Below are 23,380 nucleotides of genomic sequence, written 5' to 3'. Positions count from 1 at the left end.
AAGTGGTGAGGCGTTCGACGAACGACCTCCCCGATTCAACTGTCCTTTGTGGTCGTGACCTCGGCCACGGCGTCTCGGATGCCGTCGAATCCATTGTGGACGAATGGGTGCGGTGGCGGCCTCGCGCGGTTCAGCGCGACTCATTCCGGTGGTGCGGCTGATGGACCGGTGGTGGCCCACTCGTCCGCCGACTCAGCTCCGAATGGCTGATTGAGTGCGGCCAGGGTGGGGATACGGTGGTATAAATTTCAACTACAGCAGGAGTGGTTCATGGCACGCAGGTGCATCGTCGTGCTCCTGACTCTGCTTCTCGCCGCGTGTGCCACCCCGGACTCCGAGTCGCCGCCTGCCTCCAGTTCGCCGGGAAAGACACCTCTTCGAGGTGCCGGCGAGCGTTCGCAGGCCGGTGTCCCGGTCACGGTGCTGGCAGTGGTCGACGGCCGCACCGTCCAGTTCGCGAACGGCGCGCGGCTCCGGATCTCGCTGCTGGCGCCGCCTGAGGCCTGCTGGGCGGCGGACGCGCGTGCTTTCGCGGAAGCCGCGCTGCTGAACCAGCCCGTGCGGGTTTCCAGCGTGACGCCTGGTGAGGTCAACCTGGAGCTCGCGGACGGCACGGACTACGCGTTGCTCGCGGTCCAGCGCGGCGTGCTGCGCGCACAGGGAGCTTCAGGTCGCTTCGTTGACGCGGAAGTGTCGGCGGCGCTGGAGAAACGGGGACTGTGGGGAAGTCCCTGCAATGGCGTGGGCACCGCGAGGCCTGCTCCCGTGACTTCCGCGGGCAGTGGTAGCTGAACGTGCTTGGCTGTGGCCGACTACTGTCCAATTAGGACTATTTGCGCGTTCCCGAGACTCATGGGCTCTGCGGTTGAATTCCGCGCCAAGCGGAATTCCGCTACGACGATCGAGTGAGAAGTGCGCAAACTCTCGCACGTCCGAACGACCAGGAGAACCCTCTGCTGGGTCCGATCTTCGTAGGTCGAGGTGGGGGCGAGGCGCGTTCCGTGCCGCTTCGGGGAGGTCGGCGATGACAGACACGGAAGTCGAAGGCGGAAGCCAGGACGACACCGCGCACAGACCGGTGCCTCATCCGCATGGCGTGCCTGCCGGGACGACGACGCGGTTCGCGCTGCTGATCGCTGTGGTCGTGGCCACGAGCTCGACCATGTTCATGCTCCTGCATCTGCTGGTGCCGGCGAACTCGGCTCGTCAGGCAGCTGCCCAGAAGAGCTGCTTCGCGGAGGTGTCCGGTCTGCCGCCCCTGGTCGGCCCGGATGATGTGTCGTCACGCGCGGAGGCCGCCGCACGCGTGACGCGGTGTCTGGCGCCTGTGTACCTCGATGAGGTGTCCTGGGCGGGATACGGGCTGGTGCTCCTGTTCGGCTTGGCGGTGGTCCTGTACTGGCTGCACCCTTGGTGGATCACTCGCCGGCGTCGATTGGTGCCGTTGTCCGCCGAGAACTCCCCGGAGTTGCTGGCCTACCTCGGCGAGGTGAGCCGGCAGGTCGGACTGGACCGCGCCCCGGCATGGCTGCTCGCGCCGTACAACGTCACGGCCGGCGGGCGGGCGTTCGGTCACGTCCGGCGCCGCCGTGTGCAGCTCGACGCGGGTCTGGTGGTCCTGTACTCCACCGATCGGGCGGCGTTCCGCGCGGTGGTGCTGCACGAGCTGGCGCACCTGTGGCACCGGGACGTGGACAAGACCTACCTGACCCTGGCGATCTGGCGGGCGTACGTGGTCGTCGCCCTGATCCCCTTCGTGGTCGGCCTGCTGCTCGCCGTTCCGCTCGGCTGGCCCGTGACGGCCCTGACCAGCCACTGGACGGGAACGCTGGCCGTACTCGGCTCGCTGTTGGTGCTCACCGTGCTGGTGTACCTGACGCGCAACGCCATCTTGCGTGTCCGGGAGACGCACGCCGACGCGATCGCTGCCGTCCACGACGGACCTGACGGCGCACTCCGCGGCCTCGTCGGCCGCCTCCGGGTACCGACCGGCCCGCGATGGCGTGCGTTGCTGAGCACGCATCCCGACCCACGGCAGCGGCTGGCCGCCATCGACGACCCGGCCGTTCTGGCGCGCCCCAGCCTGTGGGTGTTGGCGGGTGCCGGGATCGCCGCGGGATTGCTCGCCACCAATCTCGGCTTCGTGTTCGACTTCCTGTTCGTGACGACCGTCGCCCTCGGCCGAGGCCTGGTCGGGGTGGTGATCGCGCTGGTCCTCAGCGGGCTGCTCGCGGTCACGCTGTGGCACGCCGTTGCCGGTGACCCGGAGCGGCGGCTGCCCTGGCGGACCTGGCTGCTGTGCCCGACGGTGCTCGCTGCCGGATTCGTGCTCGGCGAGTCTGTGTCGCTGTTCTACGTGAGTGTCCGGTCGGACCAGCCGGGCACCGGTCCGGGCGGTGTCACGGCCGTTGTCCTCACCACGCTGCTGCTGGTGGCCGGCGGGGTGCTGCTGTCCGGATGGACGCTGTCCGTTCTGCGCCTCGCACTGACCCCGGCCGCGCCGCGTCGTCGGTGGGCGCCGTTCGCCACGGTCGCGGCCGCCGGAATCGTTGCCGCGCCCTGGTTCGCCGCGTGGTTCGTCCTGCGCGGCCTCGACCTGACGCTGTGGACGCCGATCTTCGGATCCGTCCCCGGGACCGGCGCGGAAATCGGCTGGTACCGCACCCTCGCCTGGTGGACCGACTTCACCTGGCTCCCGCTGCGGTACCTGGACGGCAACCCGCTCACCCTGCCCGGCCTGACCCTGCTCTGGCTCGTCCCGATCATCATCACAGTCCGTCGCACCGGTTCCGCTGCGCCCGCCCTGCGTCTCGGCCGAGCATTGACCACCGGACTTGGCGGTGGCGTCGCCGTGATGGTCATCGGTGTCGCATTGTCCTATGTGGCCAAGTCCGCTCTACCTCTGAACGTTCGGCGCGACACCACTTTCACGACCGAGACCACCTACTTCGGCTACGTGCAGCTGTGCACGTACATCACCGTGGCCGTGCTCGCGCAAGCCGTCGTCGCCGGCCTCGTCGCCGCTCGCGTCCGCCGGCACCGTCCCGCCCTCATCGCGCTCGCGGTGTCCTTGACGGGAACACTCGCCGCCATCGGCTGGCTCGGCGTCCTCCTGTTCAGCCGCTGCATCGACCTGTACGGAACCGCGCCGGCGAGATGCGTCCCGGCCGTCGGCCTCACCGATCTCACCGGCTACCTGCACACGATCCTGATCAAGGGCCTGATCGTGGCGGTTCCGGGTGCGCTGCTCGGTGCGGCAGTCGGTGCCCTGCGCCGGCGGCGCACTCACCCAGGCACCCTGGCCTCAGAGCCCGCTCGTCGCGCGCCGGCTCTGCCCGTCGTGGCGGTCGCTCTGCTGGCCGCGGTCATGATCGTGGCCCCTCTGCCCGGACTGGCAGGAGACTGGAATCTGTGGACCGGGCACGTGAGCTCGTCCACCGCGGCGCCCGACGAGGAAGGCGACCCGAAGCCACCACCAGTGGACGCTTGTGTGGTCGGGACGTGGATCGAGACCGCCAACGAGTCGCACGTGAAGTCCCCCAGCGGGGCCGACGTGCGGTTCACCAGCACCGGTCGTGTCCAACGGTTCCGTGCGGACGGCACCGCGGTACTCGACTTCGGCACCGGAAACGTCACGACCGGAACGCTCAACGGGAAGACACTCCAGTCGGTCAGCTCAGGAACGATCACCTTCCGGTACGACACCGCAGCCGGACAGATCCGGTACAGCAGCCCGACGGCCAGCGGGACCACCGTCGTGACGATGGACGGTGTCGTGCAGGAGACCCGTGCGCTCGAGGCGAGCGTGGAGCCGGAGCACTACGTCTGCCAGGGCGACGTCATGACGCAGACCGGCACCTCGTTCACCATCCAGCTGGCGCGAACGAGCCACACCGGTTGATCCGTTGCGACGGTTCGTCCTACGGGTAACGGCCGGACCTGAGTTCCGTCGCGTAGGCGGTGGGTGTGGTGCTCGTCCATCTGCGGAACGCGCGGATGAACGTCGGCGCGTCCGCGTAACCGAGCCGCAGCGCGACCTGCTCGACGCTCAGGTTGTGCAGCGTCATGAGCTCGATGGCCTTGCTGCGCCGGGCTTCGTCGACGAGGCCGCGCAGGGACGTCCCCTCCGCGGCGAGATGCCGGCGCAGCGTGCGTGACGACAGGTGCAGGCGCGCGGCGATCAGGTCCGCGTCGGTCACGCCTTCGGCGATGATCGTCCGCACCTGCTGCGCGACGAACGGGGAGCAGCGTTCCAGCAGCAACGAGCGGCACGCTCGCTCGCAGGCCGTCATGGTGAGTGAATCCGCCTGGGGCAGGGGGAGATCCAGCACCGCGGCGTCGGTGACGATCGCGTTGTGGGGTGCGTCGAACGCCACCGGTGCGCCGAGTGCGCGCGAGTAGTCGACGGACGTGGGGGAGAGACTGAACGTCACGCGCATCGAGGGCGGTGACTCGCCGAGGATGGTGCGCAGAATGCCTGCCGTGACGGCGATTTCCCGTTCGACGAGGAATGGTCGCAACACCTCCGGCGCGTCGTGATCGTCCTCCACGACCAGGGTGGCCTCGTCACCGCGCACCCGCATGCTCAGCCCCGTCATCGCGTAGGTGAGCGGCAGATACCGCAGCCCGAGCTCGACAGCGCTGCGCACCGTGGGGCAGGTCAGCAACGCGAAACCCCAGACACCGTAGGCGCGCAACGAGAGTCGCTCGCCGACGGCGAGGCCGACGCCGGGCGCGTGAGCGGTCGCGGTGACGAGATTGGCCGCCACGGCCAGTTCCTGTGCCCCGCTCACCGCCGCACCGCCACCGAGCATCTCCGGGGAGATCTCGGTGTCTTCCAGGCACTGCCGCGCGGTCACCCCGCGTTCGGCGCCCACCTCCAGCATCGCCCGGACCCCGGCCGCACCTCGGCGGTACCGGGTCGGATGGCCGGAAACGTCAACACGTCGGCCGCTGCGGCCATCAGGCGACACCGTCGATCTCCCTAACGTCGAACCAGGTTGAGGGCGCCGGTGCCCGAAGCCGATCCCACGATAGGGGCGGCCGGGTCACCGACTCGCGGCATCACCCGGACGCCGATGATCCGAAAGGAGCACCATGATCCGCACAGTTCTGGTGACGGGCGGCAACCGGGGTATCGGCAGGGCGGTCGCCGAGGCGTTCCTCGGCGACGGCGCCCAGGTGGCGGTGACGCACCGCGGCGGCGAGTGCCCGCCGGGCGCGTTCGGCGTGAAGTGCGACGTGACCGACGGCGAGCAGGTCGACGCGGCGTTCACCGCGGTGGAGGCAGAGCTGGGACCGGTGGACGTCCTCGTCGCGAACGCCGGCATCACCGACAGCACGCTGATCACTCGCATGACCGAGGACAGGTTCACCTCGGTGCTGGACACGAACCTCACCGGGGCGTGGAGGTGCGCCCGCCGTGCCGCCGCGCCGATGGTGCGAGCGCGCCGCGGACGAATGATCTTCATGTCCTCGGTGGTCGGCATGTACGGCAGCGCCGGGCTGACGAACTACGCAGCCAGCAAGGCGGGACTGATCGGGCTCGCCCGTTCGCTCGCCCGTGAGCTGGGCAGCCGGGGTGTCACGGCGAACGTCGTCGCACCGGGCTACGTCAACACCGACATGACCGCGGCGCTGCCCGAGCAGTACGGCAAGCAGTACCGCGAGGCGATTCCGTTGCGCCGGTTCGCCGAGCCCGACGAGGTGGCCTCCGCGGTGGTGTGGCTCGCCAGTGACTCGGCCCGGTACGTGACGGGGGCCGTGATCCCGGTCGACGGCGGGCTGGGGATGGGGCACTGATGTCCTCCCCGATGCGCGACTCCGTGCTGCTGATCGACGACGAGGTCCTGGTCCGCAGGGGATTCCGGCACGCTCTCGAGGAAGCGGGCGACATCGCCGTGGTGGGGGAAGCGTGCCACGCCACCGACGGGCTGCGGCTCGCGCAACGACATCGGCCACGAGTGGCGATCACCGCCGACGTCACGGCACTGGCGCCGCTGAGATCGTGTGTCACCGGTGGCGTGATCGCGCTTGCCGTGGACGGCAACGACGAACAACTGCACCGGGTGCTGACCGACGGCGCCCGCGGGTTCCTCCTCAAGCGCGCGAGCCACGAGGAGCTCCTCGCCGCGGTGCGGGCCGTGGCGAGGGGGCACGCGTACCTCTGCGCCGAGGTGACGGGGCGGCTGCTCGACCGGTTCGAGATCCTGCCGCCGCCGGAGGAGGTGGACCGCGGGCTGGGGTTGCTGAGTGAGCGGGAACGGCAGGTGCTCGCCCGGATGGCGCGGGGCCGCAGCAACGACGAGATCGCGCGGGAGCTCTACCTCACCTGTGCCACGGTCAAGTCCCACGTCTCGCACATCCTCGCGAAACTGGGACAGCCCAACAGGATGCACGCCGCACTGTTCGCCCAGCGCCTGGGACTGCTCAGCCGGACCGGGTGAACGCGAGCACGACGTTGTGGCCCCCGAAGCCGAACGAGTTGGAGATCGCCGCCCCGATCCGCGCGTGCCGCGGCCGTTCGGTGACGATCTCCAGCTTCACGTCGGAGTCCTGGTCGTCGAGGTTGCGCGTCGGCGGGACGACACCGTCCCGCACCGCGAGCACGGTGAAGATCGCCTCGACCGCGCCCGCACCACCGATGAGGTGACCGGTCACCGACTTCGTCGCGGTGACCAGCGGGTGCGGGCCCAGTGCCTCCAGGACGGCGGCCGCCTCGACGCGGTCGCCGACCTGGGTGCCCGGTGCGTGCGCGTTGACGTGAGTGACGTCGTACGGGCTCAGCCCGGCCGAGCGCAGAGCGTGCCGGATGGCGCGGATCTGGCCGTCCGGTGACGGCGCGGTCATGTCGTGGGCGTCGGAGGTCATGCCGGTGCCGGCGAGCCGGGCGGCGATCTTCGCCGCTCGTGCCTTGGCGAACGACCGGCGTTCCAGCACGAGCGCGCCCGCGCCCTCCGCCATGACGAACCCGTCCCGGCCCGAGTCGAACGGCCGCGACGCGCGTTCCGGCTCGTCGTGCCTGCGGGACAACGCTCCCATCCTGGCGAACGCCGCGATCGACAGCCTGCCCAGGCACGCTTCGGTGCCACCCGCGACGACGACGTCCGCGAGATCGCGGCGCAGCAGTGCGGCACCGAGCGCGATCGCCTCCGCTCCGGACGCGCACGCGCTGGTGGGAGCGTGCGCGCCTCCTCGCGCACCGAGATCCATGCTCACCGCGGCCGCGGGCCCGTTCGGCATGAGCATCGTGACCGTGAACGGCGAGACGCGGTCAGGGCCGAGCTCCTGACACCGGTCGTACTGCTCGACCAGCGTTCCGCCACCGCCCAGCCCGGTGCCGAACACGACCGCCAGCCGTTCGGGTTCCACGTCCGGCGCGCCGGCGTCCGCCCACGCCTGCCGTGCCACGACGACGGCGAGCTGCTGACAGCGGTCCATCCGGCGGCGCGCCACGCGGTCGAGCGACGGCCCGGGATCCTCGTGCACCGGCGCGCCGATCCGCACCGGCAGGTCGGCGGCCCACGCCGGGTCGAGCAGGCGCACACCGGAGCTGCCGGCGAGGAGTCCGTCCCAAGTGGACTGGACGTCGCCGCCCTGGGGAGTCGACATGCCGAGGCCGGTCACGACGATCTCCTCCTCTCCTCCCGGTAGTGGGGGCAACGACGGGTGCAGCAGGGAGAAGTCGAGGAACGTGCTCTCGTATGACATGCATCGAGGAGACCACCGCGACCGCCGCCGTGGCAGCGGTCGCGCGACGGAGCCCGACCTCCGTCGCGCGACCGATTACGGCGCCGCCGGATCTCCGTAACGTCCGCACCGCAAGGAAAATCACGATGGCGGGAGTTGATGCGCGGTGTCAGCGGAAGTGGTGGCCGACGTGGCGAACCTGGCGGAGCTGTGCCGTCGTCAGGCGACGTCCAGAGGTGAGGAACGCGCGTTCGTGTTTCTGGAGAGCGGTGTCGTGGAATCTGCCTCGCTCACCTACGCGGAGCTCGATCGCCGGGCTTGCGCGATCGCCGCGCGGCTGCGGTCACTGGCCGCGCCCGGATCACGCGCGCTGCTGTGCCATCCACCCGGAATCGAGTTCGTGGCGGCGTTCGTCGGCTGTCTGTACGCCGGGATCATCGCCGTGCCGGCACCTCCCGTGCGGCGGGCGGCCGACGACGCGCGGCACAGCCGGTTGATCGCGATCGCCGACGACTGCCGGCCGGCGTTGCTGCTGTCCACAGCGGACACTCTGGCGAGCCAGCACGCGATTCTCGGCGATCGGCCCGTGACCGCGCTCGCCACGGACTCCGTCACCGACGACGGCGCCGAGTGGTGCGCCCCGGACCAGTCGAACGAGATCGCCTACCTGCAGTACACCTCCGGCACGACGGGCAGGCCGAAGGGAGTCGTCCTGACGCACGCGGGCGTGCTGCACAACCTCGCGCTCATCGTCCGTGGCGGCTCGCGGCCGGACGAGGACTACGGCCGACTCGCGCCGACCGTGTCGTGGCTGCCGGTGTTCCACGACATGGGGCTCATCGGCGGTGTGCTCCAACCGCTCTACCTCGGCCAGCTGTCCGTGCTGATGTCCGCGCAGTCCTTCGCGCGGGTGCCGGCCAACTGGCTGCGGGCGATCTCCAACTACGGTGCGGAGATCGCCGCGGCGCCCAGCCTCGGCTACGAGCTGTGCCTGCGCCGGGTGACGGACGATCAGCGGGACGGCCTGGACCTGAGCCGCTGGCGCATCGCCGCGATCAGCGACGAGCCGTTGCGCGCGTCGACGATCGACAGGTTCGCGGCGCGCTTCGCCCCGTGCGGGTTCCGCCGGGAGGCGTTCTTCCCCAGCTACGGCATGGCGGAGTCGACCGTGCTGGTCAGCGGTGGTCCGCTGGAGGGCCAACCGGTCGTGCGCCCGTTCGACACCCGGGCGCTGGAACGGGGGAGAGTCGCGCGGGCGACCAGCGGTGCCGGCGCGCGCAGCCTGGTCGGCTGCGGCGAACCGGACCCGTCGCTGGAGGTGGTCATCGCGGACCCGGAGACCCGCGAGCCGCTCGGCGACGACGAGGTCGGCGAGATCCTGGTGTCCGGACCGAGCATCGGAGCCGGGTACTGGGACGATCCCGCCGGCACCGACCGGACCTTCGGCGCGCAGGTCGCCGGGAACCGGTTCCTGCGCACCGGAAACCTGGGATTCCTGTTCGAGGGCCAGCTCTTCGTCACCTGCCGGATCCCTGATCTGCTCGACGTGGACGGCCGCCAGCTCTACCCGTACGACGTCGAGGCGACCGCGGTGGGCAGCCATCCCGGTGTGCGAGCGGCCTGCGCGGTGATGGACGGGGAGAACGTCGTGGTGCTCGCCGAAGTCGAGCACCGGCACCGCACCACGTCCCGCGACGAGATCAGGAACGCCGTCGCGGCGACCGTGCAGGCGGAACACGGCGTCGTGCTCGGCCGGGTCGCGCTGCTCGCACCCGGCACGTTGCCGCTCACCACGAGCGGAAAGCTCCGCAGGGCCGCCTGTCGTTCGCTCAAGTTGGGAGACAAGTGATGCACATCCGCGACGGGGTGCGGCTGCCGAAGGGTGTCGCCGGGGACAGGCACAAGTTCACCACGCTGGTCGAGCTGTGCCAGGCCCGCGCCGCGGCCGAACCCGAGCTGCGCGCGTACTCGTTCTACGCCGACGGGCGAACGGAGTGGGACGCCCTGACGCTGGCCGACCTCGACCGCCGGGCGCGGGCGCTGGCAGTGCTCCTCGCCGATCACGCACAGCCCGGCACGCGAGCGTTGCTGTGCTTCGAACCCGGTCTCGACTTCCACGTGGCGTTCCTCGGCTGCCTGTACGCCGGTCTGATCGCCGTGCCGGTCGCGCCGCTCGACGGCACCCGGACCAGCCTGAAGGTGGGCCGCATCGAGTCGATCGTCGCGAGCTGCGAGCCCGAGCTGCTGCTCTCCACCGGTCTCACGTTCGCCAAGTGCCTCGCGGTGGTCGAGGAGTCCCCGGCGCTCGCCGGCCTGGTACGGCTGGCGGTCGACGAGACGGATCCGGTGCACGCGGACCGGTGGAAGCCGCCCTCGGTCGGCATCAACACGCCGGCGTATCTCCAGTACTCCTCCGGATCCACCGGCGAGCCCAAGGGCGTGACGCTGACGCACGGCAACGTCCTGCACAACCTCGCGCTGATCCACGACAACCTGTACCGGGCGTCCGACGAGCAGGGGCTGCGCCGGCCGACGAGCGTCTCCTGGCTGCCGTCGCACTACAACATGGGCCTGATCGGAGGCGTGCTCGACCCTCTCTACGCCGGCCGGTCCGCACTCCTGTTCCCCGCCGGGGTCTTCGTCCGCAGCCCGGTCAGCTGGCTGCGGCTGATCTCGCAGGTGGGCAGGGCCGACAGCTGCGCGCCGAACTTCGCGCTCGACCTCTGCGTGCGGCGCATCGCCGAGGTCCAGCTGGCAGGCCTCGACCTGAGCGGCTGGGAGATGGCACTCATCGGCGGCGAACCGGTCAGGGCCCAGACGCTCGACCGGTTCTGCGAGGTGTTCGCTCCCTCCGGTTTCCGCAGGGGCGCGCTCGTGCCGGGATACGGCCTCGCGGAGTCGACCGTGATGGTCACCAGTTCCGTGGTGGGAGAGGGGCCGTTGACCTTGCGCTGCGACCCCGAGACGTTGAGCAGGGGGCGAGCACGGCCGGTCGACCCTCCCGGCGGCCGGCGCCTGGTGAGCTGTGGTCCCGTCCCACCGTCGATCACGCTCGTGGTGGCCGACCAGGTGACCTCGCAGGAATGCGCGGAAGGTCAGGTGGGCGAGATCTTCGTGCAGGGCCGGAGCGTGGGCACCGGCTACTGGAACAGGCCGGACGAGGTGTTCCACGCGGACCTGCCCGGCAGGCGCGGTCCGTTCCTGCGCACCGGCGACACCGGTTTTCGCTGGGACGGCGAGCTGTTCGTGACCGGCCGGGCCAAGGAGGTGATCATCATCGCCGGTGCGAACCACCACCCGCACGATCTCGAGGCGTCGGCGGAGACCGCGCATCCGGCCGTGCTCGGCTGCTGCGTCCTCGCCGTCGACGACGGGGAACGGGAACGGGTGGTGGTGCTGGCGGAGGTGCTCGCCGCCGCCGACGAGGACGAGGTGGCGATGGCGCTGCGCCGGACCGTCCACTCCGGACACGGGGTGCGCGTGGACGACATCGCGTTCGTCGAGCCGGGGACGTTGCCGCGCAGCTCCAGCGGCAAACTGCTGCGAGCCGGGTGCCGCGATGCCTACACCGCGGGCTCGTTCCGGTCGGCGTCGACCCGCTGACGCCTGTCCTCGAGGCCAGGCGGTGGCGGGGAGGTTGTCCGGGCGTCAGGCGGAGCCGACCAGGTGGCTATGCCTCGAACTTCGTCCACTGCCCCTCGGAGACCACCTCGACGGAGCCGTCGACGACCGTGACGGCCGTCTGGTCGTCGATCGCGTAGGAGGGGACGCCGATGTCTGCGGCCCACCGCTCCGCGTCGGCCATGGTGTTCGTGGGGAAGACCTCCAGGTGCGGGAAGATCGAGAAGTCGACGACCCCCAGGGTGCGGTCGTCCGGAGCCGCGGGCCACTCGACGAAGTCCGTCCCGATGCGGGGTGTCAGCACCATGCTTCCGGCGCTCACGCCCACCCAGACCGTGTCGTGCAGGGAAGGCAGCAGATCTGCCAGCCCGGACTCGCGCATCCAGTGGCACAGGTACGTCGCGTCGCCGCCGTTGACCAGGAGCACGTCCGCCTCGCGGACCCAGGGAACCCATCGCTGCGCGTCGATGGTGGGCAGGGCGGTGAGCTCGAGGAGGCCGAGCGACGCCCAGCCCAGGCCGGAGGAGTGCCGCGACCTGGGATCGGCGGCGGCCACGAATCCCCGCACCGATGCGGGACTGCTCATCGGGTTCCCCCACTGGGCTGTCGGCACGCAGAGGGCGTGGGACTCGGAGATCGGCTTGCCGAGAAGCTGCACGAGCGCCGAGTGGATGCTCGGGTTCGTGACGCCGCCTGAGGTGAGCATGAGCTTCACTGGTGCCTCCAGAACGTGCGCGGAAGGTGGACGCAGGTGCAGACCACGGACCGGGCTGTTACTCATCGCGGATCGCGGATCACGCCCGACGGAGCCGCTGACGTCCGTTTGTGGGCATGAGCGCGGAACGCCACGAAGACGCCATCCCCGTCCACATCACTCGACGCGTCTCGGCACCTCGGACGGGTCGATCCAGGCCGGGGTGGCGCGGCTGTGAACGTCGTCGCGCAGGTCGCCGCTGTAGCGGTGGCGCTGGTTCACGTGACGGCGTGGGTACGGGAGGCGTTCCTGATCTGCCGGGTGTTCGGACGGCCCGCCGAGGACGTGTCGGCGATCCGGCTGCCGACGTTCGGCAGGGGGTTGCACGACCTGAGGCCGGGGCTGTTCCTGGGACGGTCCGGCCGGGGGTTTCAGGTAGCCGCGCAACTGCTGGGTCGGCTTCTCGACCAACCGCCACGACAGCAGGCCGAGCAGGTAGGCCGTCGGCACCGACACGGCCATCAGCAGCCACGGGTCGCGCACCCCGGCCAGCACGTACAGCTGCTGCACCGGCATGCCCCAGATGTACATGCCGTAGCTGCCGTAGACCCACTCGTCGTGTCCGGCGAGCCTGCGCGGCCAGTGGCGCGCCCAGGTGACCGCGCCGTAGCCTGCGGCCAGCGGCAGCACGAAGCGCGCGGCGGGCTCCAGCGGTGGGGTGAAGTTGGTGATCAGGTACAGCGCGCACAGGCCGTACGCGACCAACGGCCGGAACTGGATCCGGTCCCGGTAGGCGAAGAAGATCATGCCCAGCACGAACGGCACCATGTACGTGACCAGCGGCGCCAGCGGCAGGCTGAGCAGGCCGCCGAAGACCCCGTTGTACCCGACGCGCGCCTGCCCGAACCCGTCCAGCACGACGAACACCGCCAGGATCGGGACGAGCGCGAGCCGGCCCTTGCCCATCGCGCCGACGAGCCCGGCGGCCAGCACGATCAGGTAGCCGGTGGTCTCCATCGGCAACGTCCAGATGGAACCGTTGACCGACCAGGGGAACGGGTTGTTCGCGAACACGCCCGGAAGCGTGTGCTGCAACGTGTACAGACCCGCGTTGTTGACGACGTAACCCCACGTCTCGTGGCTGCGCCAGTACTCGGCCGGGCTCAGCACCGTCACGAGCGGGCCGATCACGAACGCGCTGATCATCACGACCACGAGCAGGGGAGGCCAGATCCGCAGCGCCCGCTTGAGCAGGTAGCGCCACCACGAGGCGTCGCGATGCCAGCTGTCGGCGATCTGGTAGCCGCTCATGGCGAAGAAGGCCATCAGCGCGAAGTAGCCCGGCGAGAGGTTCCACCTCTCGGGGAACATGCCGATCTCGGCCGGGCGAACCAGCGGGAAGCTGTGCTCGATGACGACCAGGGCCGCCCCGATCAGACGCAGCCAGGCAAAACCCGTCTCGATCTTCGCATAGCGCTTCCCCTCGCCGAGCGAGCTGTCCGCCCGCCTCAACACCTCGCCCATGGAACTTGCCTGACCGGTGCCATAGGCCTATCAGACTATCGCGACCGGCAAACGGTTCAGTACCGGCTCGGCCTTTCGTTCGAACCGACTGTTGTGTCAAGGCCCCGGACCTCCGCCCGGGGCCTCGCGTCGCTCAGCCGCCGTTCAGCGGGGAGACGTTGAAGGAGTAGTACTCCTTCGTCGACTCCGAACGGTTGCCCGGCTCGGGCGGGAAGATCGCGTCGATGAACAGCCCGCCGCCGCAGTTGGGCTCGGAGAACATGTTCAGCACCGAGTTCTTCGTCCTGTTGGCCAGGTAGGTGGCCTTCTCCCCGAGCAGGCCGTGCACGTTGTAGCACTTGTGCGGCTGCAGGTCGTGGATGGTCACGGGCACCGGCACGCTCGGCGCGGACCACACGGCGCGGTCGCCGGGCGGGCAGTCGGCCGCCGCCACGCCGGAGGTGGCCAGCACGAGTGCGATGGACGCGCCGAACACGCCGGCGCCGGACAGGATCTTCATCAGCGAGTCCCCCAACAGTTCTGCCGATCTCGGTTCGGATGCTGCCAGAACGCCTGTCGCCGGGTGGGTGAAATGAGTTGACCGGGAACTTTCGCACCTGCTTTCGCCACGGCGTTTCCGCGGCTCGGGCGGTGAAACCGGCATCACGCACCAACCGGTCCGGCACCGTTGAGTCCACTTCGGACTCTTCAGGCCGTGGACTCGCGTACGACGAGCCGGCACGGCTGCCGGACCACGCCAGTCGCCGGAACGCCTTCGAGCGCCGCGAACAGGTGCGTGACGGCGCTCGTGCCGAGTTGCTGGAGGTTGAGGTCGATCGTGGTCAGGGGCGGCTTGCAGTCCGCGGCGAAGATCTCCCAGTTGTCGTATCCGATGATCGCCACGTCGTCGGGTACGCGCCGGCCCAGGTCGGTGAGCGACTGCGCGACGCCACTGGCGATCTGGTCGTTGCCGCAGAAGATCGCGTCCACTTCGGGCGCTGTGGTGACCAGCAGGCGGGCGGCCTGCCTGCCCCAGTGCTGGGACCACTCGCCGTGCAGCGGCCGGCCGCCGGCGAGGCTCAGTCCGTGTTCCTCCAGGACGGCGAGCGCGGTGGCGGCTCGGGCACGGGCGGCGCGGTAGAGGTGGGGGCCGGTGATGTGGGCGATGTGCCTGCGGCGCAACGCGATCAGGTGCTCGATCGCGAGCCGTGCGCCTCCCTCGTCGTCGGAGACGAGACTGAGATCGTCCGGGTTGGTCGACCGGCAGTAGACGTACACCGCGGGCACCGGGATGTCCGCCATCAGCGACGGGCGGACGTCGTTGCTGTCGCCGACCACGATGAATCCGTCCACCTGACGCGCCAGAAGTGTTCGGATGTAATGGTTTCGGCGGATCGCGTCGCCACGCGTGTCGCACAGCAGGACCGACATCTCCTGGTTCGACAGGGCGTTCTCGGCGCCCAGCAGGATGGGGATGGCGAACCGGCCGTCGAGCTCGTCGGTGAGCAGGCCGATCGCGCGGGTGCGGCCGGCCACGAGGCCCTGCGCGAGAACGTTGGGCTGGAAGGACAACTCCGCCGCCGCTCGCACGACGCGGGCGCGGGTGCCCGCCGCGACCTCGCCGCGGTTGTTGATCGCCTTCGAGGCGGTGGCGATCGACACGCCCGCCAGCTTCGCCACGTCTCCCAGGGTCACCGCTTCCGATCGCCGTCTGCCCATCGAAAACCTTTCGAACGTTGTTCGACTGTCAATTCGACGGTCCGTGCAACGAATGGCGCATTGTCGAAATCGTTTTCGGACACCAGAGTGCGTTACGTGGCAACGATGCGCAACACCCAGTCGATCCGCGGCCCGGTGGTTCCGGACCGCGGGCTCCTACGTCCACTTGGGACGGACGAGGTGCGCGTCGTCGGCGGTTTCTGGGCGGTCCGCCAGCGGGTCAACGGCGAGGCGACGCTCGGGCACGCGCTGGAGTGGATGGACGAACTCGGCTGGACCGGCAACTTCACGTCCGTCGCGAACGGTGCCGGGTCGCGTGAGCGGCGGGGCCGCGAGTTCTCCGACTCCGAGGTCTACAAGATCGTCGAGGCGATGTCGTGGGAGCACGGCAGATCCGCGAACAGTGACCTCGACGACCGGATCGACGCGCTCACGTCGGCGTTCGGTGCCGCGCAGTTCGAGGACGGCTATCTCCACACCGCGTTCGGGAGGCCGTGGCAACGGCCGCGCTACAGCGACCTGGCGTGGGGACACGAGCTCTACTGCACCGGGCACCTGCTGCAGGCCGCTGTCGCCCGCACGAGGACGGCGGGCGCCGGACCGTTGCTGGACATCGCGCGCCGTGCCGCGGACCACGTGTGCGAGGTCTTCGGGCCGGACGGATCGCCTGCCGTCTGCGGGCATCCGGAGATCGAGCCCGCGCTGGTGGAACTGGCGCGGCTCACGGGTGAGCAACGCTACCTCGACCAGGCCGCGTTGTTCGTCGACCGTCGCGGGTACCGAACCCTGCCCGCGCACGAGTTCGGCTGGTCCTACTTCAACGACGACATCCCGGTGCGCAAGGCGACAGTGCTGCGCGGACACGCGGTGCGTTCGCTCTACCTGGCGTGCGGCGCGGTGGACGTCGCGGTCGAGACCGGCGACGACGACCTGCTGGCGGCGGTGATCGAGCAGTTCGACCACACCTGGTCGCGCCGGACCCACATCACCGGAGGGATGGGGTCACGGCACCAGGACGAGGCGTTCGGCGACGACTTCGTGCTGCCCGCCGACCGGGCGTACGCCGAGACCTGCGCGGGCGTGGCCACGATCATGCTCGCGCAACGGCTGCTGCTGGCCACCGGCGACGGCCGCTACGCCGACGTCGTGGACCGGGTGCTGCACAACCTGGTCGCCGCGGCGATCAGCGACGACGGCCGGAGCTTCTTCTACGCCAACACGTTGCACCAGCGCACTCCGGCACGGGCCCAGGGCAACGGTGAGCGGCTCGACGTCGGCGGCGGGCTCCGCGCGCCCTGGTTCGAGGTGTCCTGCTGTCTGCCCAACATCGCCAGGCTGTTGGCGAGCCTGTCGTCCTACCTCGTCACCGCGGACGAGACGGGACTGCGGCTGCACCAGTACGCCGACTGCGACGTGGAGACCCAGCTGTCCGATGGCAGGCCCGTCGGGCTCGAGGTGCGCACGTCGTACCCCGACGGAGGAGACGTGGCCCTGCGGGTGACCAGGAGCGACGGCGGCACCCCGTGGTCGGTCAGCCTGCGCGTGCCGGGCTGGGCGGCCGGTGCGGTCCTCGTCCTGGACCACGAGCGTCGCCCGGTCGCGCCAGGAGACGTCGTGCTGACCCGCGAATGGGCCGTGGGACAGGAGATCCGGCTGGAGTTGCCCATGCGGCCGCGGTTCGTCCGGCCGGACCCGCGCATCGACGCGGTGCGCGGCTGCGTCGCGATCGAACGCGGTCCACTCGTGATGTGCGCCGAGTCGCTGGGGGAGATCGACCTCGACGCACTCCGCGTCTGCGCCGGGCACGCCCCGGCGCAGACCGGTGACGGTTCGGTGGTGCGAGCGCGGTTCGACGCCGCGCGGGAGTCGTCCTGGCCCTACGGCGAACCGGCCGGCAGACCCGGAACGTTCGCACCGCTGCACCTCCTGCCCTACCACCGCTGGGCTCGCCGGGGTCCGGCGACCATGCGGGTCTGGTTGCCCACGACCTGACCACGTCTCAAAGGAGAGACCGTGAAAGCGATGCTCGCGGCAGTCGTCCTGGTGCTGGCCACCGCGGCGTGCGGTGCGGAGAAGCAGGGTTCCGCCGACGACGGGACGACGCTCACGTTGTGGACGCGCGCGGCGACCGAATCGGTGTCCAAGGCGTACGCCGACGCCTACAACGCCGGTCACCGCAACAAGATCGAGGTCACCGCCTACCCCAACGAGGAGTACCCGGCGAAGCTCGCCTCCGCGGCGGGAGTCAAGTCGTTGCCCGATCTCTTCGCCGCCGACGTGGTGTTCGCGCCGCAGTACGCGGCGCAGGGCCTGTGGGCCGACATCTCCGAACAGTTCTCCGCGTTGCCGGTCAAGGACTCCGTAGCCCCCTCCCACGTGCGGGCAGGCACCTGGGAGGGTCGCAACTACGCTCTGCCGCACACCATCGACCTGTCGGTCATGCTCTACAACAAGGACCTGTACACCAAGGCCGGCCTCGATCCCGAGAAGCCGCCGCGGACGTTGCAGGAGTTCGCCGAGCACGCCCGCAAGATCGACAAGATCGGCGGGGACGTGCACGGCACGTACTTCGGCGGGAACTGCGGTGGCTGCGTCGAGTTCACGCTCTGGCCGTCCGTCTGGGCGGCCGGCGGTGACGTGCTGGACGCCGACGGGCGGAGCGCGCGGATCGACTCGCCGGAAATGGCCCAGGTCTTCGCCCTGTATCGCGATCTCTACGACGAGGGCGTCGCGTCACCGGGGTCGAAGGGGGAACAGGGCCCGACCTGGCTCGGCGCGTTGCAGGGCGGGAAGGTCGGCATCGCACCCGGCCCCTCGGTGTGGCTCGACGCCATCGAGGCCAAGGGCGTGAAGACGGGGCTCGCGCCGATCCCCGGCATCACCGGTGGTGAGTCCACCTTCGTCGGCGGTGACGCCGTCGGTATCGGCGCCACGAGCGGGAAAGCCCAGCAGGCGTGGGACTTCCTGGCCTGGACGACGTCGGAGGAAGCGCAGGTCGAGGTCATCGCCCAGCGCAAGGGAGTACCTTTCCGCACCGACCTCGCCGCGAACAGGTACTCCTCGGCCGATCCCCGGCTCGTGACGGCCAACGGGTTGGTGGCCAAGGGGAAGACGCCCTATGCCCGCAACTTCAACGCCACGTTCAACGACCCGCAGGGGCCGTGGCTGACCGCCGTGCGCGGCGCGTTGTTCGGCAACCCCACTTCGGCGCTGATGGCGGGCAACGACGCGATCAACCAGTCGCTGCGGAAGGAGTGATCCGTGCGCAGGCGAGCGGTCACCGGAGCTCTCTACGCCACGCCCGCGGCGATCCTGGTGGCGCTGTTCTTCGTCGTGCCGCTGCTGCTGGTCGCGTGGATGTCGTTGCACCGCTGGCCGTTGCTCGGCAGCCCGAAGCTCAACCTCCCGGCCAACTACAGCGCGATCGCCGACAACGCGCTGCTGGGCTCGGCTGCCTGGTTCACCGTCCGGTACACGGTGATCATCACGGTCCTGCTGTTCGTCGTCGCGTTCGGACTCGCGCTGCTGGTGCAGAACCGCCGCAGGGGAGTGGGCTTCTTCCGCACGGCGTTCTTCCTGCCCGTGGCGGTGGGGTTCGCCAGCGCCTCCCTGCTGTTCCTCGGTCTGCTGAGCGAGGAGGTCGGCCCGTTGCCGTTCTCCGGTGACGGGCCGGCGCTGGGATCGGTGGTGCTGCTCGTGCTGTGGCGGTTCGCCGGGTTCAACATGCTGATCCTGCTGACCGGGCTGCAGGCGATCCCGGTCGACGTCTACGAGGCGGCGCGCATCGATGGTGCCACGCGCCTGCAGATGTTCCTGCGGATCACGGTGCCGTTGATGCGCCCGACGATCGCCTTGGTCCTCACGATGATGGTCACCGGATCGCTGCTCGCGTTCGACCAGTTCTGGATCCTCACCAGGGGAGGACCGGACAACAGCACCACGTCGCTGGTCATGGTGATCTACCGGGAGGCGTTCGTCCGGCTGGACCTCGGTTCGGCGGCCGGGATCTCGGTGGTGCTGCTCGTGCTGCTGGCCGTGCTGAGCTCACTCCAGTTCGCCTTTCTGCGGAGGCGATCGGCATGAGCAGGTGGAGCTACTACGTGACCGGGACCGCGCTCGCGATCCTCTTCCTGTTCCCGTTGCTGTGGAGCGGATGGGCGTCGGTGCGCACGGACTCCGGGTTCGGCGCGGAGAACTACGCGCGGCTCTTCACCTCCAGCAACGGAATCCGGCCGGTGCACGTGTTCAACAGCGTCGTCGTGAGCGCGCTGACGGTGGGCGGCACGCTCGTCGTCGCCACCTTCGCGGGCTACGCCTTCGGCCGGTTCCGCTTTCCCGGCAGGGACGTGCTCTTCCTGTTGACGCTCGCGATCCTGATGGTGCCCTACGCGACGATCCTGATCGCCCTGTACGTCCTGCTCGGCTGGCTCGGGCTGGAGGACTCGCTGGTCGGGCTGAGCCTCGTGCTGATCGTCTTCCAGCTGCCGTTCTCGGTGTTCATGATGCGCAACAGCTTCGAGGCCGTGCCGATCGAACTGGAGGAGTCCGCGCGGGTCGACGGCTGCACGAGCTTCGGCACACTGGTTCGCATCATGCTCCCGGCGGTCCGGCCGGGTCTGGTCACCGTGGGCCTGTTCGCGTTTCTCACCTCGTGGAGCGAGTTCTTCGCCCCTCTGATCCTGCTGAACTCCACCGGCAAGTTCACCGCGATCCTCGCCGTGGTCAACATGCGCACCGCGAGCCACGGCTCGATCGACTACGCCGCGCTGGAGGCCGGTGTGGTCTTCATGGCGGTGCCCTGCCTGGTGCTCTTCGCCTTCCTGCAACGAAGTTACGTGCGCGGATTCACTTCCGGCGCATTGAAGGGCTGACGAAAGGAGAGACAAGGATGTCTCGATTGTGGAAGGGGCTCGTGGCCGCGATCTTCGCGGCGGTGATGGCGGCGAGCGTGGCGGCTCCGGCGAGAGCGGACACGTGGAACCCGCCCGCGAACCTCGTGACCCCGCTGAACCAGGTGTGGCAGCACGTGGAGTCCACGTACGGCGACCTCTACGGCTTCCGCAACTACGGGTGGGACCAGGTCTTCGTCAACGGCGGTTACCTGAACTTCTGCGTGCGCTGGGACTCGCCCGCCTCGGTGACGGCGGCGCAGCGCGACGCTATCCACGCCCAGCTGTCCCGTCAGTACAAGAAGTGGATGGACGTGATGGCGGGCCACAACAACTGGCCGTACGCCACGGTACCCATCAAGGTCGTCGGCTGGGCCGTGCGCGACCGGGCCCAGCTGAAGTGGACCGACAACTCCGTCGACATCTACGTCAACGACATCAGGGAGAACGCGCCGCAGTGCTCGGAAGGGTGCGGCAGGTTCTTCAACCGCAACGGGTCCTATCCGCGCTGCCCCGGTGGCGTCGCGCGGCACTACGACCAGTCGTTGTGGCTCACGGCCGGCTTCGGCGGCGGCGCCGGCGGTGACTGGGGTCAGCGGATAGGCAGCGAGTACTACCTGGGCAACCTGAACTCGTCGGACGTGCACATCCTGCTGCACGAGATAGGCCACACGTTCGGCCTGGACGACTTCTACGACTGGACACCGAGCGGTGTCGGCGGGTTCATCATGAAGGCCGGTAGCTCCACGGTGATCACCGAGTTCGACAGGTGGATGCTGCGCGACTGGTGGCGGCACCTCAAGAACCGTTACGGGCGCTGAACCATGATCACTCCTTCTCGGCGCACGGTTCTGCGTGCGGGCGCGTTCGCCGTTGCGGCGGCGGCGTTGCCCGCACGCGCGGTCGCCGCGGCACGCCCCGACTTCGGGGTGTCCGCCGAACTGTTCGGACTCGGGGCGGTGTCCCTGCTGCCGGGACCGTTCCGCGACAACACCACCCGCACCCACGCCTATCTGAAGTTCCTCGACCCCGATCGCCTCCTGCACACGTTCCGCCGCAACGTCTCGCTGTCGTCCGGTGTGGTCCCCTGTGGAGGGTGGGAGTCACCCACCACGGAACTGCGCGGCCATTCCACCGGGCACGTGCTGACCGCACTGGCACAGGCGTTCGCCGCGACCGGTGACACGGCGTTCGCGACGAAGGCGAACTACCTGGTCGAACAGCTGGCGATCTGCCAGGACCGGGCCCGGGCCGCGGGGTTCAGCTCCGGCTACCTCTCAGCGTTCCCGGAGTCGTTCATCGGCAGGGTCGAGGCACGGGAACAGGTCTGGGCGCCCTACTACACCCTGCACAAGATCATGGCGGGCCTGCTCGACGTGCACCTGCTGATCGGCAACGCGCAGGCGCTGACCGTGCTCACCGGCATGGCGGCGTGGGCGGCCTGGCGCAACGGCAGGCTGACCCAGGCCCAGCGGCAGAACATGCTCGACACCGAGTTCGGCGGCATGAACGAGGTGCTCGCGAACCTCTACCAGGTCACCGGCGATCCGCAGCACCTCACGACCGCCCAGTACTTCGACCACGCGGAGATCTTCGACCCGCTGGCGCAGAACCGCGACGCGCTGAACGGTTACCACGCCAACACCCAGATCCCGAAGGCGATCGGCGCGATCCGCGAGTACCACGCCACGGGCACGGCCCGGTATCGGGACATCGCGAGCAACTTCTGGGAGATCGTCACCGGCGCGCACAGCTACGCGATCGGCGGCAACTCCAACGGCGAGTACTTCAAGGCACCCGGCCGGATCGCCGCCGAGCTCTCGGACACCACGTGCGAGTCCTGCAACTCCTACAACATGCTGAAGCTCACCGCGCAGCTGTTCCGCGGCAACCCCGCGGACGCGCGGTACTTCGACTTCTACGAGAAGACCCTCTACAACCACCTGCTGGGCGCGCAGAACCCGAACTCGGACCACGGCCACCACAGCTACTACACACCGCTGCGACCAGGTGGCATCCGCACGTACAGCAACGACTACGACGACTTCACCTGCTGCCACGGCACCGGGATGGAGACCGACACCTGCCACACAGGACGCGTCTACGCCCACTCCGGAACCACGCTCTACGTCAACCTCTTCATCGCCTCGACGGTGACCTGGCGCGGTTTCACCGTGCGGCAGGAGACCTCGTTCCCGGAGACCGGCGGCACGAGGCTCGTCGTCACCGGTTCCGGAACGATCGACCTGCGAGTGCGGATCCCGTCCTGGGCGTCCGGCGCGCAGCTGCGCGTCAACGGCGTACCGCAGGATTCGGTCAGTCCGGGAACCTACGCGCGCATCAACCGCACCTGGTCGAGCGGTGACGTCGTCGAGGTCGGCCTTCCGATGACCCTGAACCGGGAGTCCACTCCGGACAACCGGGCGGTGCAGGCGGTCAGGCACGGACCGATCGTGCTGGCGGGCGCCTACGGCACGAACAACCTGCAGACGATGCCCGCACTGCAACCCTCCACCATCAAGACGACATCCACACCGTTGCAGTACACGGCTTCCGCGAGCACCGGCCAGGTGACGTTGCTGCCGTTCTACAAAGTCCACGGCCAGCGATACACGGTCTACTGGACCGTCGCCGCGGAGACTCCGCCGTTCATCGCCCACTATCCGTTCGACGGCAACGCCAACGACGTCACGGGCAACGGCCTGAACGCCGTTCTCGCGGGTGGCGCGGCGTGGACGGCCGGGCGCACCGGGCAGGCGGCCGACCTGTCCGGCTCCGGTGCGCACGTGCAACTGCCCGCCGGTCTCCTCGCCGGCGCGGCGGCGTTCAGCATCGCCACCTGGGTACGGCTGGACTCGGTCACGACCTGGTCGCGGGTGTTCGACTTCGGCAGCGGAACCGGTGCCTACGCCTTCCTCACCCCGCTCAGCTCGGCGGGCGGAGCGAGGTTCGCGATCACCGCCGGAGGTGCGGGTGCGGAGCAACGCATCGACGCGGCGGCACCTCTGTCACAGGGTGTGTGGACACATGTGGCGGTGACGCAGAACGGCGACCTCGGTGTCCTTTACCTCAACGGTGCCGAGGTCGCCCGGAACACCGCACTCACCCTGCGCCCTGGGAACACCACGCAGAACTGGATCGGACGCTCCCAGTACGCGAACGACCCGTATCTCGACGGCGCCGTGGACTCGTTCCGGGTCTACGGCCGCGCCCTCAGCGCCTCCGAGGTCGCGAACCTCCACTCCACCGGTACGTAGAAGGAGGA

At 69.5% G+C, this 23,380-nt stretch carries 18 protein-coding genes; 12 read left to right on the top strand and 6 right to left on the bottom strand.

Features of this window, described 5'->3' with window-relative positions:
- Positions 1-270: 270 nt before the first annotated feature.
- Together BM417_RS05785 and BM417_RS05780 are read left to right on the top strand one after the other, a co-directional pair.
- Positions 271-792, top strand: a complete 522-nt coding sequence (locus BM417_RS05785; RefSeq protein WP_093588744.1) for a hypothetical protein — start codon at positions 271-273, stop codon at positions 790-792.
- Positions 793-1,024: 232 nt separating this feature from the next.
- A complete protein-coding gene (locus tag BM417_RS05780) occupies positions 1,025-3,901 on the top strand; it encodes a M48 family metalloprotease (protein ID WP_093588743.1) in 2,877 nt (958 codons plus the stop codon).
- A gap of 19 nt (positions 3,902-3,920) precedes the next feature.
- Here BM417_RS05780 and BM417_RS05775 read toward each other — a convergent pair whose 3' ends face one another.
- Positions 3,921-4,886: an AraC family transcriptional regulator gene (locus tag BM417_RS05775; RefSeq protein ID WP_093588742.1), complete on the bottom strand. Its 966-nt coding sequence runs from the start codon at positions 4,884-4,886 to the stop codon at positions 3,921-3,923.
- A 211-nt stretch (positions 4,887-5,097) separates the two neighbouring features.
- Between BM417_RS05775 and fabG the strand changes: the two genes are divergently transcribed.
- Both fabG and BM417_RS05765 read left to right on the top strand, forming a co-directional pair.
- The gene (gene fabG, locus BM417_RS05770; RefSeq protein ID WP_093588741.1) at positions 5,098-5,802 is read left to right on the top strand and encodes a 3-oxoacyl-ACP reductase FabG; all 705 of its coding nucleotides are present in this window, start codon (positions 5,098-5,100) and stop codon (positions 5,800-5,802) included.
- The gene (locus BM417_RS05765) at positions 5,802-6,446 is read left to right on the top strand and encodes a LuxR C-terminal-related transcriptional regulator (RefSeq protein ID WP_218164362.1); all 645 of its coding nucleotides are present in this window, start codon (positions 5,802-5,804) and stop codon (positions 6,444-6,446) included. The genes fabG and BM417_RS05765 overlap by 1 nt, the downstream gene beginning before the upstream one ends.
- On the opposite strand, the gene BM417_RS05760 is transcribed toward BM417_RS05765, so the two are convergent.
- Positions 6,430-7,710 (bottom strand): beta-ketoacyl-[acyl-carrier-protein] synthase family protein, encoded by a 1,281-nt coding sequence (locus tag BM417_RS05760; protein WP_093588740.1) that lies wholly within the window; start codon positions 7,708-7,710, stop codon positions 6,430-6,432. The two genes, BM417_RS05765 and BM417_RS05760, sit on opposite strands and share 17 nt — an antisense overlap.
- Positions 7,711-7,855: 145 nt before the next feature.
- Between BM417_RS05760 and BM417_RS05755 the strand changes: the two genes are divergently transcribed.
- Positions 7,856-9,538, top strand: coding sequence for a fatty acyl-AMP ligase (locus BM417_RS05755; RefSeq protein WP_093588739.1), 1,683 nt, complete (start codon positions 7,856-7,858; stop codon positions 9,536-9,538).
- Positions 9,538-11,292: a fatty acyl-AMP ligase gene (locus BM417_RS05750; RefSeq protein WP_093588738.1), complete on the top strand. Its 1,755-nt coding sequence runs from the start codon at positions 9,538-9,540 to the stop codon at positions 11,290-11,292. Before BM417_RS05755 ends, BM417_RS05750 begins: the two co-directional genes overlap by 1 nt.
- 67 nt (positions 11,293-11,359) lie before the next feature.
- Here the strand turns inward: BM417_RS05750 and BM417_RS05745 are convergent, their stop codons facing one another.
- The 4 genes from BM417_RS05745 to BM417_RS05730 all read right to left on the bottom strand — a co-directional run bounded on the left by BM417_RS05745 (position 11,360) and on the right by BM417_RS05730 (position 15,187).
- Positions 11,360-12,016, bottom strand: a complete 657-nt coding sequence (locus tag BM417_RS05745; RefSeq protein ID WP_245821824.1) for a Type 1 glutamine amidotransferase-like domain-containing protein — start codon at positions 12,014-12,016, stop codon at positions 11,360-11,362.
- 165 nt (positions 12,017-12,181) lie between these two features.
- Entirely contained in the window at positions 12,182-13,528 is a 1,347-nt protein-coding gene (locus tag BM417_RS05740) for an acyltransferase family protein (protein WP_093588736.1), read from the bottom strand.
- Between the two features lie 133 nt (positions 13,529-13,661).
- Positions 13,662-14,027 carry a hypothetical protein gene (locus BM417_RS05735; protein ID WP_093588735.1) on the bottom strand — a complete coding sequence of 122 codons (366 nt, stop codon included), beginning with the start codon at positions 14,025-14,027 and terminating at the stop codon, positions 13,662-13,664.
- A gap of 188 nt (positions 14,028-14,215) precedes the next feature.
- Positions 14,216-15,187, bottom strand: coding sequence for a LacI family DNA-binding transcriptional regulator (locus BM417_RS05730; protein ID WP_245821724.1), 972 nt, complete (start codon positions 15,185-15,187; stop codon positions 14,216-14,218).
- Between the two features lie 144 nt (positions 15,188-15,331).
- Between BM417_RS05730 and BM417_RS05725 the strand changes: the two genes are divergently transcribed.
- From BM417_RS05725 to BM417_RS05700, 6 genes are read left to right on the top strand one after another with little or no spacing between them, the layout of a single operon-like run.
- Positions 15,332-17,218 (top strand): glycoside hydrolase family 127 protein, encoded by a 1,887-nt coding sequence (locus BM417_RS05725; protein WP_093590708.1) that lies wholly within the window; start codon positions 15,332-15,334, stop codon positions 17,216-17,218.
- A 30-nt stretch (positions 17,219-17,248) separates the two neighbouring features.
- Positions 17,249-18,484, top strand: coding sequence for an ABC transporter substrate-binding protein (locus tag BM417_RS05720; RefSeq protein WP_093590705.1), 1,236 nt, complete (start codon positions 17,249-17,251; stop codon positions 18,482-18,484).
- A gap of 3 nt (positions 18,485-18,487) precedes the next feature.
- Positions 18,488-19,309 (top strand): carbohydrate ABC transporter permease, encoded by an 822-nt coding sequence (locus tag BM417_RS05715; protein ID WP_218164361.1) that lies wholly within the window; start codon positions 18,488-18,490, stop codon positions 19,307-19,309.
- Positions 19,306-20,097, top strand: coding sequence for a carbohydrate ABC transporter permease (locus BM417_RS05710; RefSeq protein WP_093588733.1), 792 nt, complete (start codon positions 19,306-19,308; stop codon positions 20,095-20,097). Before BM417_RS05715 ends, BM417_RS05710 begins: the two co-directional genes overlap by 4 nt.
- A 17-nt stretch (positions 20,098-20,114) precedes the next feature.
- Complete coding sequence (locus BM417_RS05705) at positions 20,115-20,936, top strand: hypothetical protein (RefSeq protein ID WP_093588732.1); 822 nt, start codon at positions 20,115-20,117, stop codon at positions 20,934-20,936.
- Positions 20,937-20,939: 3 nt separating this feature from the next.
- Positions 20,940-23,372, top strand: a complete 2,433-nt coding sequence (locus BM417_RS05700) for a glycoside hydrolase family 127 protein (protein WP_093588731.1) — start codon at positions 20,940-20,942, stop codon at positions 23,370-23,372.
- Positions 23,373-23,380: the final 8 nt, after the last annotated feature.

The organism is Lentzea waywayandensis, assembly GCF_900115955.1.
GTDB classification, from domain to species: Bacteria; Actinomycetota; Actinomycetes; order Mycobacteriales; family Pseudonocardiaceae; genus Lentzea; species Lentzea waywayandensis.
This window is presented reverse-complemented; position numbering and strand designations above follow the sequence as displayed.

Coding starts and splice junctions, on each gene's coding strand:
- BM417_RS05705 (WP_093588732.1), top strand. CDS start 20,115: ATGTCTCGATTGTGGAAGGGGCTCGTGGCCGCGATCTTCGCGGCGGTG.
- BM417_RS05725 (WP_093590708.1), top strand. CDS start 15,332: ATGCGCAACACCCAGTCGATCCGCGGCCCGGTGGTTCCGGACCGCGGG.
- BM417_RS05765 (WP_218164362.1), top strand. CDS start 5,802: ATGTCCTCCCCGATGCGCGACTCCGTGCTGCTGATCGACGACGAGGTC.
- BM417_RS05775 (WP_093588742.1), bottom strand. CDS start 4,886: ATGCTGGAGGTGGGCGCCGAACGCGGGGTGACCGCGCGGCAGTGCCTG.
- BM417_RS05710 (WP_093588733.1), top strand. CDS start 19,306: ATGAGCAGGTGGAGCTACTACGTGACCGGGACCGCGCTCGCGATCCTC.
- BM417_RS05780 (WP_093588743.1), top strand. CDS start 1,025: ATGACAGACACGGAAGTCGAAGGCGGAAGCCAGGACGACACCGCGCAC.
- BM417_RS05760 (WP_093588740.1), bottom strand. CDS start 7,710: ATGTCATACGAGAGCACGTTCCTCGACTTCTCCCTGCTGCACCCGTCG.
- BM417_RS05700 (WP_093588731.1), top strand. CDS start 20,940: ATGATCACTCCTTCTCGGCGCACGGTTCTGCGTGCGGGCGCGTTCGCC.
- BM417_RS05735 (WP_093588735.1), bottom strand. CDS start 14,027: ATGAAGATCCTGTCCGGCGCCGGCGTGTTCGGCGCGTCCATCGCACTC.
- fabG (WP_093588741.1), top strand. CDS start 5,098: ATGATCCGCACAGTTCTGGTGACGGGCGGCAACCGGGGTATCGGCAGG.
- BM417_RS05750 (WP_093588738.1), top strand. CDS start 9,538: ATGCACATCCGCGACGGGGTGCGGCTGCCGAAGGGTGTCGCCGGGGAC.
- BM417_RS05720 (WP_093590705.1), top strand. CDS start 17,249: ATGCTCGCGGCAGTCGTCCTGGTGCTGGCCACCGCGGCGTGCGGTGCG.
- BM417_RS05785 (WP_093588744.1), top strand. CDS start 271: ATGGCACGCAGGTGCATCGTCGTGCTCCTGACTCTGCTTCTCGCCGCG.
- BM417_RS05745 (WP_245821824.1), bottom strand. CDS start 12,016: ATGCTCACCTCAGGCGGCGTCACGAACCCGAGCATCCACTCGGCGCTC.
- BM417_RS05740 (WP_093588736.1), bottom strand. CDS start 13,528: ATGGGCGAGGTGTTGAGGCGGGCGGACAGCTCGCTCGGCGAGGGGAAG.